Here is a 17,278-nt window from a genome sequence, read left to right as displayed (position 1 = left end):
CATGTCTGACCTCCGCAAAATCATCATCGACGAGCAAGAAGTCGAGGTAGAGGGCGCAATGACCTTGATCCAGGCCTGCGAACAGGCCGGGGTTGAAATCCCGCGTTTCTGCTACCACGAGCGCCTGTCGATCGCAGGCAACTGCCGGATGTGTCTTGTGGAAGTTGTCGGCGGGCCGCCCAAGCCCGCCGCCTCATGCGCCATGCAGGTGCGCGATCTGCGCCCGGGGCCAGAGGGTCAGCCACCAGTGGTGAAAACCAGCTCCCCCATGGTCAAAAAAGCGCGTGAAGGTGTGATGGAATTCATGCTGATCAACCACCCGCTGGATTGCCCGATCTGCGATCAGGGTGGCGAGTGCGATCTTCAGGATCAGGCCATGGCCTACGGCATCAGCGAAAACCGCTTCAAAGAGCCCAAACGTGCGGTGGATGATCTCAACCTCGGCCCGCTTGTGGCCACAACCATGACCCGCTGCATTTCCTGCACCCGCTGTGTGCGTTTCACCACCGAGGTGGCCGGCATCACTCAGATGGGGCAAACCGGTCGTGGCGAAGATGCGGAAATCACCAGCTACCTGAACCAGACTCTGGACAGCAACCTGCAGGGCAACATCATTGATCTCTGCCCGGTGGGCGCGCTGACCTCCAAGCCATATAGCTTCACCGCCCGTCCTTGGGAGTTGACCAAGACGGAAACCATCGACGTGATGGATGCGCTTGGCTCCAACATCCGTGTGGACACCAAGGGCCGCGAAGTGATGCGCATTCTGCCACGCAACCATGACGGCGTGAACGAAGAGTGGATTTCGGACAAAACCCGTTTTGTCTGGGACGGCCTGCGCCGTCAGCGTCTGGACACGCCTTATGTGCGTGTCGATGGCAAGCTGAAGCCCGCAACCTGGGGCGAAGCGCTCTCTGCTGCGGCCACAGCCATGAAAGGCAAGAAGCTGGCCGCGTTGGTCGGGGATCTTGCACCAGTCGAAGCGATCTTTGCGCTGAAACAGATTGTCGAAGGGCTCGGTGGGGCCATTGAAAGCCGCACCAATGGCGCGCCTATTCCGGCGGACAACCGCTCGGCCTATGTGGGCAATGCCTCCATCGAGGACATTGAGGGTGCCAAGGAGATCATCCTGATTGGCACCAATCCGCGCAACGAAGCGCCGGTTCTGAACGCGCGCATTCGCAAAGCCTGGACCAAAGGCGCCAATGTCACCGTGATTGGTGATGGCACCATGGATCTGACCTATGACTACACGCACGCGGGCACAGATCGCGCAGCCCTTGGCGCGCTGGCCGATGAAGCGACCGCCAAAGAGGGTGTGATCGTGATTGTGGGGCAGGGCGCGATTGGCGAAGGCGATGGCGTGGCCGTGCTGAGCAACGCCATGGCGGCCACCGAAAAGATGGGCGGCAAAATGCTGGTGCTGCACACCGCGGCGTCCCGTGTTGGTGCGCTTGATCTGGGCGCGGTGACCTCTGGTGGTCTGGACGTCGCCACCGAGGGGGCTGAGGTGATCTTCAACCTTGGCGCGGATGAAGTGGACATCGCCAAAGGGCCGTTTGTGATCTACCAAGGCAGCCATGGCGATCGTGGCGCAAACCGCGCCGATGTGATCCTGCCCGCCGCGGCTTATACCGAAGAAAACGGGCTTTTCGTGAACACCGAAGGGCGCCCACAGTTGGCCATGCGCGCAGGCTTCGCACCGGGGCAGGCCAAAGAAAACTGGGCCATCCTGCGCGCCTTGAGCGCAGAGCTGGGTGCCACGCTGGCCTATGACTCGCTGGCGCAGCTGCGTCAGGCGCTGGTGAAAGAGGTGCCGCACCTCAAACAGATCGATCAGGTTGTGGAAAATGAATGGCAACCGCTGGAACCTGCCAAGCTGAAAAACGGCGATTTCAAATCTGCGGTCTCCGACTTCTATCTGACCAATCCAATCGCACGCGCCAGCGCGCTGATGGCAGAGCTCTCAGCGGCGGCCAAAGCGCGGTCCGAAACCAAGATGGCAGCGGAATAATCAAGAACATGTCTCTGTCTCTCCGTCATATCCTGCTTGCTCCGGTCGCTCTCGCCGGGCTCTCGGCCTGCACTGCGCAGACCGGCGGAGAGGTGGCGCGCGGTGAAGTGGCGTTTGATCCCATCTACGAAGGCGTGGAAACCCGCCTTCTGGAAGGGGATCTGGTGAATTTCCGCGTCGCCATGAGCGGTGCGCGGGATGCAGAAGATGTACATGACTACGCTGAATGTGCGGCGGCGCAATACGCGCTGATCCGCGGCTTCGGCTTTGCGCGCCATGTGCGCACAACAACAGATAATCAAGGTGGCCTCTGGAGTGGAGATGCGGTCTATACCATCTCTCCCGCGCTGCCGCGTGGTCTGAAGACAATTGACGCAGAAGTCGTTGTCGCGAACTGCGAAGACAACGGAATACCCACGGTGTGAGGACCTATGCTAGACTGGCTATACACATTCTTTACCACCACTAACCTTGGCATGTTGCTGACAATCGTTGGGCAGGTGCTGCTGGTTGTCGTGCCGCTTCTGGTCGCGCTGGCTTTCCTGCTTTATGCCGACCGTAAGATCTGGGCCGCCGTGCAGCTGCGCCGTGGCCCCAACGTCGTGGGCACCTTTGGCCTGCTACAGAGTTTCGCCGACTTTGTGAAATATGCGGTGAAAGAGATCGTGTATCCGGCGGGCTCTGACAAAGTGGTCTTCCTGCTCGCCCCAATGGTGAGCCTCGTGATGGCTCTGATCGCTTGGGCGGTGATCCCTTTCAACGATGGCTGGGTGGTCTCCGATCTCAATGTGGCCATTCTCTATGTCATGGCGATCAGCTCGCTTGAAGTCTATGGCGTGATCATGGGCGGCTGGGCCTCCAACTCCAAATATCCCTTCCTTGGCTCGCTGCGCTCTGCGGCACAGATGATCTCTTATGAGGTCTCGCTGGGCCTGATCATCATCGGTGTGATCATCACCACCGGCTCGATGAATTTTGGTGACATCGTCAACGCACAGGACGGCAACTATGGCGCATTGAGCTGGTACTGGCTGCCGCATTTCCCAATGCTGTTCCTCTTCCTGATTTCCGCCATGGCCGAAACCAACCGCCCCCCGTTTGACTTGCCCGAAGCGGAATCCGAACTGGTGGCAGGCTATCAGGTGGAATATAGCTCCACGCCCTTCCTGCTGTTCATGATTGGCGAATATGTGGCCATCGTGCTGATGTGCGCGCTGGTGTCCCTGCTGTTCCTCGGCGGCTGGCTGTCCCCGGTGAACTTCCTGCCTGACGGCATTTTATGGATGCTGGCCAAGATCTGCTTTGTCTTCTTCATCTTCTCGATGGTGAAGGCCATTACCCCGCGCTACCGCTACGACCAGCTGATGCGCATTGGTTGGAAAGTCTTCCTGCCCATGTCCCTGATCTGGGTTGTGCTGGTGTCTTTCCTTGCAAAATTCGAGCTCTTCGGCGGCGCATACGCCCGCTGGGCGATTGGAGGCTGATATGACGGCAATCGACTACAAACGTGCCGCCGGCTACTTCCTGCTGAAGGATTTCATCGGTGGCTTCAAACTGGGCATGAAGTATTTCTTCAAACCCAAGGCCACGGTGAACTACCCACACGAAAAAGGCCCGCTGTCCCCGCGTTTCCGCGGCGAGCACGCCCTGCGCCGGTATCCAAACGGCGAAGAGCGCTGCATTGCCTGTAAGCTCTGTGAGGCGATCTGCCCGGCGCAGGCGATCACCATTGATGCAGAACCCCGCGAAGATGGCTCCCGCCGCACCACGCGTTATGACATCGACATGACCAAATGCATCTATTGCGGCTTCTGTCAGGAAGCCTGCCCGGTGGATGCCATTGTCGAAGGCCCAAACTTCGAGTTTGCGACCGAAACCCGCGAAGAACTGTTCTATGACAAGGCCAAGCTCTTGGAGAATGGCGCACGTTGGGAAGCAGAGATCGCACGCAACCTGGAAATCGACGCCCCGTACCGTTGATGCCTCAATAAAGAGTGAGACCCGATGAGCGACAGCAAAACCCCCTATCAGGCGATGTTCGCCCAGTATCAGGAGATGGCCAAAGCCTTCAATCCTGCGCTGGAATCCTTCACGCCCAAAGGGTTTGAGGCGCTCTGGCCCACCATGCCCAAAGACGTCATGGAGATGTTCTTTGGCAACACCATCAATCAGGGCGGGCTTGATGCCAAGACCCGCCTGCTGCTGACCTTGGGCGCGCTGACCATGCTGGGCGCTCAGGCAGATTCTCAAATTCGGCTCACCATTCGGCACCTGATCGAAGTGGAAGCCACAAAACAAGAAATCGTGGAAACCATCGGACAGATGTCGATGTTCGCAGGTATCCCCGCCACCACCCGCGCAATGGAAATTGTGCAGGAGGTTCTGGCGGAAAAAGAGGGAAGTGACACATGACCATCGCAGCTCTTGCGTTCTGGCTGTTTTCGATCTGCGTGATCACCGGCGGGTTCTTCACCGTCATCAGCCGCAACCCGGTGCACTCGGTGCTCTGGCTTATTCTCGCGTTTCTGAGCGCGGCGGGGCTTTTTGTACTGTTGGGGGCAGAGTTTGTGGCGATGCTTCTGATCATCGTCTATGTCGGGGCCGTGGCCGTGCTCTTCCTCTTTGTGGTGATGATGCTGGATGTGGACTTCGCCGAACTTAAGGCAGGCATGGCGCAATATATGCCGCTCGCGCTGCTGATCGGGGTGATCCTGCTCATGCAACTGGGCATGGCCTTTGGCGTATGGCAGTTCGCCGATGAAGCGCAGGCCCTGCGCGGTGCTGTCACCCCCACCGATGCCCACAACACGCAGGCTCTGGGTCTGATCCTCTATGATCAATACTTCCTGCTCTTCCAACTGGCGGGTCTGATCCTGCTGGTTGCGATGATCGGAGCGATTGTGCTGACCCTGCGCCACCGCAAAGACATCAAGCGTCAGGATGTGCTGCAGCAAATGTGGCGCGATCCCAAAGACGCGATGGAACTGAAAGACGTAAAACCGGGGCAGGGGCTGTAAGCCCCCCGGAAGAGATAAAAAGAACCGAGGGACCAAATATGATTGGTTTGGAACACTACCTAGGCGTGGCGGCAGCGCTTTTCGTCATCGGCATTTTCGGCCTCTTCCTGAACCGGAAGAACATCATCATCCTGTTGATGTCGATTGAACTTATTCTGCTGTCTGTGAACATCAACCTTGTGGCCTTCTCGGCATTCCTCGACGATCTGGTCGGGCAGGTCTTCGCGCTCTTCGTGATGACTGTGGCCGCCGCAGAAGCCGCCATCGGTCTGGCCATCCTCGTCTCCTTCTTCCGCAACCGTGGCACCATCGCGGTGGAAGATGTCAACGTGATGAAAGGCTAAGCGATCATGGAAAGCTTCATCCTCTTCGCGCCGCTTTTCGGCGCTCTGGTCGCGGGCTTCGGCTGGCGGGTGATTGGCGAAAAAGGCGCACAATGGCTCACCACCGGTCTGTTGTTCTGGTCGTGTTTCCTGAGCTGGATCGTCTTCATCGGTCTGGATGCCGAACAGGTCAAACAGGTGCATGTTCTGGACTTCATCCAATCCGGCCATCTGGACACCGCCTGGTCCATTCGCGTGGATCGTCTGACCGCGATCATGCTGATCGTGGTGACATCGGTCTCCGCCCTCGTGCATCTCTATTCCATGGGCTACATGGCCCATGATGAGAACTGGAAAGAAGGTGAGCACTACAAGGCACGCTTCTTCGCCTATCTCTCATTCTTCACCTTCACCATGCTGATGCTGGTGACCGCCGACAACCTGCTTCAGATGTTCTTTGGCTGGGAAGGTGTGGGTGTCGCCTCCTACCTGCTGATTGGCTTTTACTACAAGAAACCTTCGGCCAATGCGGCTGCGATGAAAGCATTTGTGGTCAACCGCGTGGGCGACTTTGGTTTCCTGCTGGGCATCTTTGGCATTTACATGCTGACCGACAGCATCAAGTTTGATGATATTTTTGCCGCCGCCCCAGCGCTGGCAGAGATGACCATCACCTTCTTGTGGCGCGATTGGAATGCGGCCAATCTTGTGGCCTTCCTGCTCTTCATTGGCGCGATGGGCAAATCGGCCCAGCTCTTCCTGCACACATGGTTGCCGGACGCGATGGAAGGCCCGACGCCAGTGTCCGCTCTGATCCACGCGGCAACCATGGTGACCGCCGGTGTCTTCCTTGTATCGCGCATGTCGCCGCTGATGGAATATGCTGGCGATACCAAAGCCTTCATCGTCTTCCTTGGCGCCTCGACGGCCTTTGTGGCCGCCACCATCGGTCTGGTGCAAAACGATATCAAACGTGTGATCGCCTATTCAACCATGTCTCAGCTGGGTTACATGTTTGTGGCGGCTGGTGTCGGCGTGTACTCCGTGGCGATGTTCCACCTCTTCACGCACGCTTTCTTCAAAGCGATGCTCTTCCTTGGTGCAGGCTCTGTGATCCACGCGATGCACCACGAGCAGGACATGCGCAACTACGGCGGTCTGCGTAAGAAGATCCCCTATACATTCTGGGCGATGATGATCGGCACCCTGGCCATCACCGGTGTGGGTATCCCGCTCACGCATATTGGCTTTGCCGGTTTCCTGTCCAAAGACGCCGTGATCGAAAGCGCCTATGCGGGCACTGCCGGAGGCTATGGCTTCTGGATGCTGGTTGTGGCGGCCGCGCTCACCAGCTTCTACAGCTGGCGTTTGATTTTCCTCACCTTCTATGGCGAGCCACGTGGCAACAAACACACCCATGATCACGCCCATGAAAGCCCGATGGTCATGCTGATCCCACTGGGCGTGCTCTCACTTGGGGCGATCTTTGCGGGCATGATCTGGTATGGCTCCTTCTTTGGTGACCACGATCAGGTCAACAAGTTCTACGGCGTGCCTGCGCATCATGCAGAGCACAGCGAAGATCATGCGGAGGGTCACAAAGACGATCATGCCGAGGCCAAGCAAGACGATCATTCTCATGACGCGCATGGGGATGAGGATCACGCGGCCAAACATGACGATCCGGCGCATGCGGCTGTGGCCATGGCACATCACGGCGAGGCCCCAAAAGGGGCGATCTTCACCCACCCGGACAACCATGTCATGCACGATGCGCATTACGTGCCAACATGGGTCAAGGTCAGCCCGTTTATCGCAATGCTCGCAGGCCTTGTGATGGCGCTGTGGTTCTACATCTGGAACCCGTCCATGCCGGCCAAATGGGCAGAGAGCCAGCGTCCGCTGTACCTCTTCCTGCTCAACAAATGGTACTTTGACGAGATCTACAATTTCATCTTTGTCCGCCCGGCGCAGGCTTTGGGACGTTTCCTTTGGAAGCGCGGCGATGGTGACGTCATTGACGGCGGCATCAACGGTCTCGCCATGGGCATTGTGCCTTGGGTCACCAAATTGGCGGGCCGCGCACAGTCCGGCTACATCTTTACCTATGCACTGGCCATGGTCCTCGGCATCGTTGTGCTGATCACATGGATGACGCTCAGCGGAGGAGCGCACTAATGAACGACAGCTTGCTCTCCCTTGTCACCTTCTTGCCGACGTTTGCAGCGCTGATCCTTGTGGTCTTCCTGCGCGGCGAAGATGAGATGGCACAGCGCAATGCCAAACGCGTCGCTCTGACCACCACAGTGATCACTTTCCTTGTGTCGCTGTTTATTCTTGCGGGCTTTGATCCCTCCAATCCGGGCTTCCAGTTTGTGGAAGAACGGGAATGGGTCATGGGCATGACCTATAAAATGGGGGTCGATGGCATCTCGGTTCTCTTTGTGATGCTGACCACCTTCATCATGCCTTTGGTGATCTGGGGCTCTTGGGGCGTCACCAAGCGCGTCAAAGAATATATGATTGCCTTCCTGCTTCTGGAAACCCTGATGCTGGGCGTGTTCATGGCGCTGGATCTGGTGCTGTTCTACCTGTTCTTTGAGGCAGGCCTGATCCCGATGTTCCTGATCATCGGAATCTGGGGCGGGGCCAACCGCATCTATGCCTCCTTCAAGTTCTTCCTCTACACCTTCCTTGGCTCGGTGCTGATGCTGGTGGCGATGGTCGCGATGTTTGTTCAGGCGGGCACCACCGACATTCCAACACTCATGACCCATGAATTTGCATCTGACACCATGCATGTTCTGGGCTTCACGGTGATTGGTGGCGTGCAGACCCTGATGTTCCTGGCCTTCTTCGCCTCTTTTGCGGTGAAAATGCCGATGTGGCCGGTGCACACGTGGTTGCCCGATGCCCACGTGCAGGCGCCAACCGCCGGCTCTGTGGTTCTGGCCTCGATTTTGCTGAAAATGGGCGGCTATGGCTTCCTGCGCTTCAGCCTGCCAATGTTCCCAATTGGGTCAGAGGTCATGACGCCGCTGATCCTGTGGATGTCTGCAATCGCGATAGTCTACACCTCGCTGGTGGCGCTGGTGCAGGAAGATATGAAAAAGCTGATTGCTTATTCTTCGGTGGCGCATATGGGCTATGTGACCATGGGCATCTTTGCCGCCAACCAACAGGGCATTGACGGCGCGATCTTCCAGATGCTGAGCCACGGCTTCATCTCCGGCGCGCTCTTCCTTTGTGTCGGCGTGATCTATGACCGCATGCACACCCGGGACATCGACGCCTATGGCGGCCTTGTGACCCGCATGCCAGCCTATGCAACCATCTTCATGTTCTTCACCATGGCCAATGTCGGCCTGCCGGGCACTTCCGGCTTTGTTGGGGAATTCCTGACGTTGATGGGCGTGTTCCAGGTCAACACATGGGTGGCACTGGTGGCCACGGCTGGGGTGATCTTCTCGGCGGCCTATGCGCTGTATCTCTACCGCCGCGTGGTCTTTGGTGATCTGATTAAGGAAAGCCTGAAATCGATCACCGACATGACCAGCCGTGAAAAGATGATCTTTGCTCCGCTGGTGGCCATGACCCTGATCCTGGGTGTCTACCCCTCACTGATCACGGACATCATCGGCCCATCGGTCGAGAACCTGATTTCCAACTATGAAACCGCATTGGCTCACGGCGCGTCCGTTGACCAAGCCGCCTCGCACTAAGGAGCGCTTGAGATATGCTTCAGGCTGATCTGAATATCATTCTCCCAGAGATCCTTCTGGCTCTCTATGCCATGCTGGCGCTGGTGACCGTGGTTTATACCGGCAAGGACAAGCTCGCACCGTTGCTCACATGGGTGACGGCCGGTGTGTTCATCCTGCTTGGGGTCTGGATTGGTGTGTCCGGCAACGGCGACAATGCAGCGTTCAATGGCACGTTCAACGACGATGCCTTCTCCCGCTTTGCGAAAGTGGCGATGCTGCTGTCCGGGGCGGCAGTTCTGGTGATGGGACAAGATCACATGTCCCGCCGTGGCATGCTGCGGTTTGAGTATCCCATTCTCGTTTCCCTGGCGATGGTGGGCATGATGACCATGGTCTCCGCAGGCGACCTGATTGTGCTCTACATGGGGCTGGAGCTGCAGTCTCTGGCGCTCTATGTGGTCGCGTCCCTGCGTCGTGACGGCGTCAAATCCACCGAAGCGGGGATGAAATATTTCCTGCTCGGCGCGCTGTCTTCTGGTCTTCTGCTTTATGGCTCTTCGCTGGTCTATGGGTTCTCCGGCACCACGCAGTTTGCGGGCATCATCGAAGCTGTCGGCCATGGCCACGCGCCGCTGGGCCTGCTGTTTGGCCTGACTTTTGTGGTCTCTGGTCTGGCCTTCAAAGTGTCTGCCGTGCCGTTCCACATGTGGACCCCGGATGTCTACGAAGGCGCACCAACCCCGATCACGGCTTTCTTTGCCACCGCGCCAAAACTGGCCGCCATGGGGCTTTTTGCACGGGTTCTCTTTGATGCCTTTGGCGGCGTGATTGGCGACTGGCAACAAATCCTGGCCTTGCTCTCCGTGCTGTCCATGTTCCTTGGCGCCATCGCGGCCATTGGTCAGACCAACATCAAACGCCTGATGGCCTATTCCTCCATTGCGCATATGGGCTACGCCCTCATGGGCCTTGCGGCGGGCACCGCGCTTGGGATCGAAGCGATGCTGGTCTACATGGCGATCTACATGGCGATGAACATCGGCACCTTTGCCTTCATTCTTTCCATGGAGAAAGACGGACGTCCGGTGACCGACATTGCCTCCCTGAACATGTATTCCAAACAGTCTTCTGGCCGCGCGCTGGCCATGCTGTTCCTGCTGTTCTCGTTGGCAGGTGTGCCCCCATTCCTCGGCTTCTTTGGTAAGCTCTATGTGCTGCGCGCCGCTTTCGAAGGCGGGCTGGCGTGGCTGGCGATCGCCGGTGTGATTGCCTCTGTGATTGGCGCTTTCTACTATCTGCGCATCGTGTACTTCATGTATTTCGGTGAAGAGACGGACGGCCTTGATCAGGCGCGCTCCCCGGTACAGAACATCCTGCTTGCCGCCAGCGCTGCGGTGATGCTTCTGGGGATTGGGAATTTCTTTGGCGTCGACAGCGCGGCACAGACCGCCGCCGCCGCGTTGATGCCACATCACTGATCTTTAGAGGATCGGCAAAAGAATGAGGCGCGCCCCTTGGGGCGCGCCGTTTCATTTGATAGGGGCATTGGGAAGGGTCGTTTCGACCAAGCAAACAAATCTGGTGAGAAGACACAAACGATGAGCAACTGGCCTCAGGACTATGGTCGCCGTGTGTTGGCGGAAGTGGACAGCACCAATGCCGAAGCAGCACGGATTGCGCCTCAGCTTGCCGGGCCGGAATGGATCCTCGGCCTGCGCCAGACGCAGGGGCGTGGGCGTCGTGGGCGCGCATGGGTGGATCCAACTGGCAATTTTGCAGGCACGCTGGTCATGCGCCCCGCCGAAAGCCCTGATCAGGTGGCCCTGCGGTCGTTTGTGGCTTCGCTGGCACTTTATGAGGCTTTTGTCGCGGTCACCGGGCGCAGCGACGGGCTTTCTCTGAAATGGCCCAATGACGTGCTGCTCAATGGCGGCAAAGTGGCGGGCATTTTGTTGGAAAGCGCGGGCATGGCCGGCGGCGCAGTCAGCCATATCGCCATCGGCATTGGCGTCAATCTTGCACAGGCGCCAGATACAGGCGCGGTCGAGACACAGGCCACACGTCCGGTGTCGCTCCTGTCTGAAACCGGCGCCGCGGTCAGCCCCGAAGAGTTCTTGGATGCGCTGGCCCCGGCCTATGCCCAGTGGGAGGCACAGTTTGTCACCTATGGGTTTGAGCCCATCCGCACCGCCTGGCTGGCCCGGGCTGCGCGTATCGGTGAGGTGATCACAGCACGCACCACACGTGACGAAACGACAGGAACCTTTGAAACAGTGGACAGCGCGGGCAATCTGGTGTTGAAGACCGCGAAGGGCCGCGTGGCCATCCCCGCGGCAGACATCTTTTTCTGATCCGCACTTAAGGGGGATCTCCACCCATGCTTCTGACCATTGACTGTGGCAATACCAACACCGTGTTTTCCATCTGGGACGGAGAGAAATTCCTCTGCACCCTGCGCACCTCCACACACCACGCGCGCACGGCAGATGCCTATTTCACGTGGTACTCCACATTGATCAATCACTATGGGATCGATGCGGACATCACCGATGTGATTATCTCCTCTACCGTGCCACGTGTGGTCTGGAACCTGCGGGTCTTTGCGGATCGGTTCTTCAACTGCCGCCCGCTGGTGGTTGGCAAACCCGATTGCAAACTGCCCCACACGCCGCGCGTGGATCAGGGGGCGCAGCCGGGGCCGGATCGTCTGGCCAATGCGGTGGCGGCCTATGACCGTCACGGCGGCAATGTGGTTGTGGTGGATTTTGGCACCGCCACCAACTTTGATGTTGTTGCCGAGGATGGCGCTTATGTGGGCGGCGTGATTGCACCGGGGGTGAATCTCAGTCTGGAAGCGCTGCACTCCGGCGCGGCGGCCTTGCCCCATGTCGATGTCAGCCAACCGGAAAAAGTGATCGGAACCAACACCGTCGGCTGTATTCAGTCTGGGGTGTTCTGGGGCTACACCGGCCTGATCGAAGGCATCATTGCCCGGATCAAGGCCGAATACGGCGCCCCGATGAAAGTGGTGGGCACAGGTGGGCTCGCACCGCTCTTTGAGCAGGGCGACCATCTGTTTGACTCCATCGAAGATGATTTGACGATGCACGGCTTGACCGTCATCCACGACTTTAACAAGGAGCAGGGCGCATGAGCGACCGCTTAATCTATTTGCCGCTCGGCGGCTCCGGCGAAATTGGCATGAATGCCTATGTCTACGGCTACGGGCCAGCAGACAATGAGCGTCTCATCCTCGTCGACATTGGCGTGGCCTTTTCCGACATGGAAACCAGCCCGGGTGTTGACCTGATCTTTGCCGACATCCGCTGGCTGGAAGAAAACAAACATCGGCTTGAGGCCGTGTTCATCACCCATGGTCATGAAGACCACATCGGCGCCGTGGGGCACTACTGGAGCAAACTGGAGGTGCCGGTCTATGCGCGCGCCTTCACCGCCCATCTGGCCCGTCACAAGATGACGGATCGGGGACAGCCCGAAGAGATGGTGCGCACCGTTTCCCCATGGCCTGAGGTCACCGAAGTGGGGCCGTTCAAAGTGGGCTTCCTGCCGGTCAGCCACTCCATTCCCGAGAGCGCAGCTTTGGTCATCGACAGCCCAGCAGGCCGCGTGATCCACTCTGGTGATTTCAAACTGGATGAAACCCCGCTGGTGGGCGAACCTTTTGATCCCGCGCTCTGGGCCGAAGTCTCCAAAGATGGGGTCAAGGCGCTGATCTGTGACAGCACCAATGTCTTCTCCCCCCATGCAGGCCGCTCTGAAGCCTCTGTGGGGCCAGAGATTGAGGCGCTGGTATCTGCGGCCCCCAATATGGTTGTGGCCACCACCTTTGCCTCCAACGTGGCCCGCGTGAAGACGCTGGCAGAGGCTGGCGACCGGGCCGGGCGCTCTATCTGCCTGATGGGCCGCGCCATGCGTCGCATGATCGAAGCCGCCATTCAAACCGGCGTGCTCGCCAATTTCCCCAAAGTGGTGAGCCCCGAAGATGCCGCCACCATCCCGCGCGAAAACCTGATGTTGCTGGTGACCGGCTCTCAGGGGGAACACCGCGCCGCCAGCGCGCAGCTCGCCCGCGGCAAATACAATGGCATCAAGCTCAAAGAAGGCGATCTCTTCCTCTTCAGCTCCAAGACCATTCCGGGCAACGAAAAAGGCGTGATCCGCATCATCAACCAATTCTCTGAAATGGGCGTGGATGTGGTCGATGACAGCTCTGGCAAATACCACGTTTCCGGCCATGCCAACCGCCCGGATCTGGCGCGCATGCATGAGATCGTGAACCCGACCATGGTGATCCCGAACCACGGCGAACACCGCCACCTGCGGGAACATGCCAAGCTCGCAAACGCCAGCGGCCGCGCCTCTATTGTGGCGGTCAACGGCACCATGCTGGACCTCACCGGGGATCAACCTTCTATTGCGGGCTATGTGGAAACCGGTCGCACCTATCTGGACGGCAGCGCACAAATCGGCGCGCTGGACGGCATCGTGCGTGATCGTCTGCGCATGGCGATGAATGGCCATGTGATCGTGACCATCCTGCTGGATGAAGATGATGAACCACTGGGCGAGGCCTGGTGCGAGCTGATGGGTCTGCCGGAAATCGGCCGCTCTCAGGCACCGCTGGTGGATGTGCTCGAAGAGGACGTCACCCAATATCTGGGCCGCGCCAAAGAGAAAACGCTCTCTGATGACGACAAACTCGAAGGCGACATCCGCCGCATCGTCCGCAACAGCACCCGCGATGAAATTGGCAAAAAGCCCGAAGTGACCGTGATTGTCAGCCGCCTGAGCTGACACCGCACCATCCGAGCAAAAACAGCACCTACACAAAAGAAAAGGGCCCTTAAAGGGCCCTTTTTTGATGCTTGGCATCAGATGTCTGTATTCAGCGCCGCCCCTCTGTTGGGGCGCGTTACTGGCTGCGGCGTTCTTCAAAGCTTAGGGCGATGAAGCTGGGCATGTGATCGCCCATGCCAACAACCTGATTGTCGTTGCGACGGTCATAGCGACCACGGCCACGTCCGCGCGTGTTGCTGTTGCTGCGACCACGGGTGTCATCTCGTCCGCCCTGCGCGGGCGCTTTGCGCGGTTCTGCCGCTGCCTCTTGCACCTCAGGCTTGGCCTCTGCTTTGGGGGCCTCTTCCTTGGGTTTGCGCGGCTTGCGAGGCTCAACCTTCACCGGGTTTTCAATGCGCGGGATCTCTTTCTGGATCAGCGCTTCCACCGCTTCAAACTGCTTTTCATCGCGCGGGCTGCAAATGGTGATCGCCTTGCCCTCACGCCCGGCACGGCCGGTACGCCCGATCCGGTGCACATAGTCTTCGGCATGGCCCGGCACGTCAAAGTTGAACACATGGCTCACGCTGGGCACATCAAGGCCGCGCGCGGCCACATCAGAGGCCACCAGAAGGCGCAGTTCGCCACCCCGGAAGGCATCCAGTGTCTTGGTGCGCTGCGATTGATCCAGATCGCCATGGATCGGCGCGGCATCATAGCCATATTTCTTCAGAGACTTGGCACAGATATCCACATCCGTCTTGCGGTTGCAGAAGATCACCGCATTGGTGCATTTGTCGCCTTCCGCATCCAGAAGCGCGCGCAGCACTCGCCGCTTTTCGCTGCCTTCACGATCCCGGCGAGAGGCTTTGAACATCACAACATTCTGCTCAATGGTTTCGCTGGCGGTGGCCTGACGGGCCACTTCCACGCGTTCCGGGTTGGACAGGAAAGTGTTGGTGATGCGCTCAATCTCCGGTGCCATCGTGGCCGAGAAGAACAGCGTCTGACGGGTGAAAGGTGTCAGGCCAAAGATGCGCTCAATATCGGGAATGAAGCCCATATCCAGCATGCGGTCCGCTTCATCCACCACCATGACTTTCACGTCAGACAGGATCAGCTTGCCACGCTCGAAATGGTCCAGCAGGCGACCGGGGGTGGCGATCAGCACGTCCACGCCCTTGTCGATGATCAGCTCTTGTTCCTTGAAGCTCACCCCGCCAATCAACAGCGCTTTGGTCAGCTTCAGATGTTTGGAATAGGTGTCAAAGTTCTCTGCCACCTGCGCGGCCAGTTCCCGCGTTGGGCACAGCACAAGACTGCGCGGCATCCGGGCGCGGGCGCGTCCACGGGCCAATAGCGAGAGCATGGGCAAAGTGAAACTGGCGGTCTTGCCTGTGCCGGTTTGCGCGATGCCCAAAACATCCCGACCTTCAAGCGCAGAAGGAATCGCGCCTGCCTGGATGGGGGTTGGGCTTTCATAACCAGCTTCGGTGATGGCTTTCATCACCTTCGGGTTCAGGTTTAGATCAGAGAATTTTGTCATATGTATCCGTGATTTACGGACACTCTTTGGCCCGTAGCGGCTTTCAGGATCAGGCCCGTATGGCCCCGCAACACGCGGTGAATTCGATCCACGACGCCTTCTATAACACCCAAGGCCTCAGGTCAACGAAACCGACATTGCCGTCGGAATTGACGTTTACTGGGAAACACTTGGCTCAAAATCTGCGAAGTGTTTCCGCCGTTTTGCCGCCAAAGCCAGCCGGTGCTCTTGTAAAACGCCATGTGCTGCCAGTTTTTCCAGCAACATTGGATGCGCCACACAGACCGCTTCATAAAAATCGCGCAGCCCATCAGGCTCCTGCGCCAAATGGGCAAAAAGCTTGTGCAGATTGAGCCCGCCTTTGCCTTCGGCCTGTGCCGCGCCCAGTTCATCGCGATAAGAGCCTTTGGCATGGCGATAGGCAAAGCTCTGTTCCCAATGGGCCCAACCGGCAGTGTGCACATGCAGGAGTGTCATATCCGCCAAAGCCTGCTGACCGGGGTTCTGCTGCTCTCCCTGAAAGACATTGTGGATCTTCAGCCGCATATCTTCCTGTCCGGTGCGCACAAACATCTTTCCGGCCACATGGCTGACAAAGCCGTTTTTCAGATAGGGTGCAAAGGTGGGGTACACTTCCGCCACAATCCGCCGCCGCGCAGCTTTGTCTTTGATGAAGGATTTGAAATACAGCGGATCGGCGCTGCCATCGGGGTTGCTCAAAGCTTCGGCCGGGCGCACGCGGGCGCTCAAACAGGTGGCAGGCAGCGCGGCAAGCTGATCGCCAATGGCGTGTTCGGAAAAGAGGAATTCATCCACATCACAATGTAGCAGCCAATCCACATGCTGCGCCCGTTGATAGGCATGTCGGGCGTTGAAAGACTGGCGCACCTGATGCATCGGCGGTGTCTTCCCGCGCGCCTTGATCCAATAGTTTGCGCCGGTGCTCACCGGTGTGACCTGCGGATGCGCCTTCAGAAATGGCTTCACCTCCGGGTTGGGGGCATCCAGATAAATCCAGATATGCTGCGCGCCCAGCTCCAGATGATGGGCCACAAAATTGAGGATCTCCTGCGCGGGGGCTTTGATGGTGGCCACCACGCCCCAGCTGGCTGCGGGCTTGGTCATTTGCGCGCCTGCTGCCGTGCCTTCTTGGCGCGCATCTGCGCCAGCCGTCGAAACACGCCACCGCGCTCCGCGATCAACGCCTGCAACAGATGCTCCGCCAAGGGCGCAATCACCGGATCTTTTTGCGACAGCTCCCACACCGGGGCGATCACATTAATATCCAGCCCGCCATGCAGCAGCGAAAACGGCTCCATATCCAGCGGCAGCCGAGTTTTCACGCGTTTGCCAAACCCATGCTCCTTGCTGGGATCTAGTCCCCCAAAACTGCGCTCAAATTCATACAGCTTCATCATGCCAAACAGCATGCGCAGCCCTTGTCCGGCCTCCCGCTGTGCGGCGGTTTCCCCATGATCGGCAAAAGTCTGCACCGAGCTCACCAGCCAGCGCAGATTGAGTGTGTCCAAAAGGTGATCGGCCTCTTCCGCCCAGATCCGGCGAAACAGCGCCGGAGCCTGCGCCGGATAGGCGCGTTTGCGCAGATTGGAAATCAGCTGTGCATTCAGAAATGCCAACTCGCTGAGGCCGACAAACTCCTCGGCAATCTGCCGCCGTTTGCGCGCCCAGCTTGTATTGGGATCCGCCGGGCCTTTCTGTGCGGCGCGTTCCGGCACAATCGCCTCCCGCAGCACTCCCAGATTGACGTCAACCGCAGGCAGGTCTTCAGGCCCAAAGTCAAACGGATCGCGCCGGCCTTCGTAGCGCTCCATCATATAGGCGAAACCGCCGGGGTAGGTGAGGGATGTCTCAGTCAT

General features: G+C 58.5%; 16 protein-coding genes. 13 read left to right on the top strand and 3 right to left on the bottom strand.

Annotation, left to right across the window (positions count from 1 at the left end; translation table 11 throughout):
- Nucleotide 1: 1 nt before the first annotated feature.
- The 13 genes from nuoG to J7382_RS09645 all read left to right on the top strand — a co-directional run bounded on the left by nuoG (nucleotide 2) and on the right by J7382_RS09645 (nucleotide 13,873).
- A complete protein-coding gene (nuoG, locus tag J7382_RS09705; protein WP_209068849.1) occupies nucleotides 2–2,014 on the top strand; it encodes an NADH-quinone oxidoreductase subunit NuoG in 2,013 nt (670 codons plus the stop codon).
- Nucleotides 2,015–2,022: 8 nt separating this feature from the next.
- The gene (locus J7382_RS09700) at nucleotides 2,023–2,439 is read left to right on the top strand and encodes a hypothetical protein (protein WP_209068848.1); all 417 of its coding nucleotides are present in this window, start codon (nucleotides 2,023–2,025) and stop codon (nucleotides 2,437–2,439) included.
- A gap of 6 nt (nucleotides 2,440–2,445) precedes the next feature.
- Nucleotides 2,446–3,498: an NADH-quinone oxidoreductase subunit NuoH gene (gene nuoH, locus J7382_RS09695; protein WP_209068847.1), complete on the top strand. Its 1,053-nt coding sequence runs from the start codon at nucleotides 2,446–2,448 to the stop codon at nucleotides 3,496–3,498.
- A gap of 1 nt (nucleotide 3,499) precedes the next feature.
- Nucleotides 3,500–3,994, top strand: coding sequence for an NADH-quinone oxidoreductase subunit NuoI (nuoI, locus tag J7382_RS09690; RefSeq protein ID WP_058238141.1), 495 nt, complete (start codon nucleotides 3,500–3,502; stop codon nucleotides 3,992–3,994).
- A 24-nt stretch (nucleotides 3,995–4,018) separates the two neighbouring features.
- Nucleotides 4,019–4,426 (top strand): carboxymuconolactone decarboxylase family protein, encoded by a 408-nt coding sequence (locus J7382_RS09685; RefSeq protein WP_209068846.1) that lies wholly within the window; start codon nucleotides 4,019–4,021, stop codon nucleotides 4,424–4,426.
- Nucleotides 4,427–4,428: 2 nt separating this feature from the next.
- Nucleotides 4,429–5,031 carry an NADH-quinone oxidoreductase subunit J gene (locus J7382_RS09680; RefSeq protein WP_144432450.1) on the top strand — a complete coding sequence of 201 codons (603 nt, stop codon included), beginning with the start codon at nucleotides 4,429–4,431 and terminating at the stop codon, nucleotides 5,029–5,031.
- Between the two features lie 38 nt (nucleotides 5,032–5,069).
- On the top strand, nucleotides 5,070–5,375 hold the full coding sequence (nuoK, locus tag J7382_RS09675) for an NADH-quinone oxidoreductase subunit NuoK (RefSeq protein WP_058238042.1): 306 nt from the start codon (nucleotides 5,070–5,072) through the stop codon (nucleotides 5,373–5,375).
- A gap of 6 nt (nucleotides 5,376–5,381) precedes the next feature.
- The gene (gene nuoL, locus J7382_RS09670) at nucleotides 5,382–7,532 is read left to right on the top strand and encodes an NADH-quinone oxidoreductase subunit L (protein ID WP_209068845.1); all 2,151 of its coding nucleotides are present in this window, start codon (nucleotides 5,382–5,384) and stop codon (nucleotides 7,530–7,532) included.
- Nucleotides 7,532–9,076, top strand: coding sequence for an NADH-quinone oxidoreductase subunit M (locus tag J7382_RS09665; protein ID WP_247744941.1), 1,545 nt, complete (start codon nucleotides 7,532–7,534; stop codon nucleotides 9,074–9,076). The genes nuoL and J7382_RS09665 overlap by 1 nt, the downstream gene beginning before the upstream one ends.
- 14 nt (nucleotides 9,077–9,090) lie before the next feature.
- Nucleotides 9,091–10,536 (top strand): NADH-quinone oxidoreductase subunit NuoN, encoded by a 1,446-nt coding sequence (gene nuoN, locus J7382_RS09660; protein ID WP_209068843.1) that lies wholly within the window; start codon nucleotides 9,091–9,093, stop codon nucleotides 10,534–10,536.
- Nucleotides 10,537–10,656: 120 nt separating this feature from the next.
- Nucleotides 10,657–11,409: a biotin--[acetyl-CoA-carboxylase] ligase gene (locus J7382_RS09655; RefSeq protein WP_209068842.1), complete on the top strand. Its 753-nt coding sequence runs from the start codon at nucleotides 10,657–10,659 to the stop codon at nucleotides 11,407–11,409.
- A gap of 26 nt (nucleotides 11,410–11,435) precedes the next feature.
- Nucleotides 11,436–12,212 (top strand): type III pantothenate kinase, encoded by a 777-nt coding sequence (locus J7382_RS09650; protein WP_209068841.1) that lies wholly within the window; start codon nucleotides 11,436–11,438, stop codon nucleotides 12,210–12,212.
- Nucleotides 12,209–13,873, top strand: a complete 1,665-nt coding sequence (locus J7382_RS09645; RefSeq protein WP_209068840.1) for a ribonuclease J — start codon at nucleotides 12,209–12,211, stop codon at nucleotides 13,871–13,873. The genes J7382_RS09650 and J7382_RS09645 overlap by 4 nt, the downstream gene beginning before the upstream one ends.
- A 118-nt stretch (nucleotides 13,874–13,991) precedes the next feature.
- Here the strand turns inward: J7382_RS09645 and J7382_RS09640 are convergent, their stop codons facing one another.
- From J7382_RS09640 to J7382_RS09630, 3 genes are all read right to left on the bottom strand, one after another.
- On the bottom strand, nucleotides 13,992–15,401 hold the full coding sequence (locus J7382_RS09640; protein WP_209068839.1) for a DEAD/DEAH box helicase: 1,410 nt from the start codon (nucleotides 15,399–15,401) through the stop codon (nucleotides 13,992–13,994).
- A 156-nt stretch (nucleotides 15,402–15,557) separates the two neighbouring features.
- Nucleotides 15,558–16,526, bottom strand: a complete 969-nt coding sequence (locus J7382_RS09635) for a glycosyltransferase family 2 protein (protein ID WP_209068838.1) — start codon at nucleotides 16,524–16,526, stop codon at nucleotides 15,558–15,560.
- Nucleotides 16,523–17,278, bottom strand: coding sequence for a hypothetical protein (locus tag J7382_RS09630; RefSeq protein ID WP_209068837.1), 756 nt, complete (start codon nucleotides 17,276–17,278; stop codon nucleotides 16,523–16,525). Before J7382_RS09630 ends, J7382_RS09635 begins: the two co-directional genes overlap by 4 nt.

Origin of the sequence: Shimia sp. R11_0 (assembly GCF_017744035.1) — a bacterium.
Taxonomy (GTDB): Bacteria; Pseudomonadota; Alphaproteobacteria; order Rhodobacterales; family Rhodobacteraceae; genus Shimia; species Shimia marina.
This window is presented reverse-complemented; position numbering and strand designations above follow the sequence as displayed.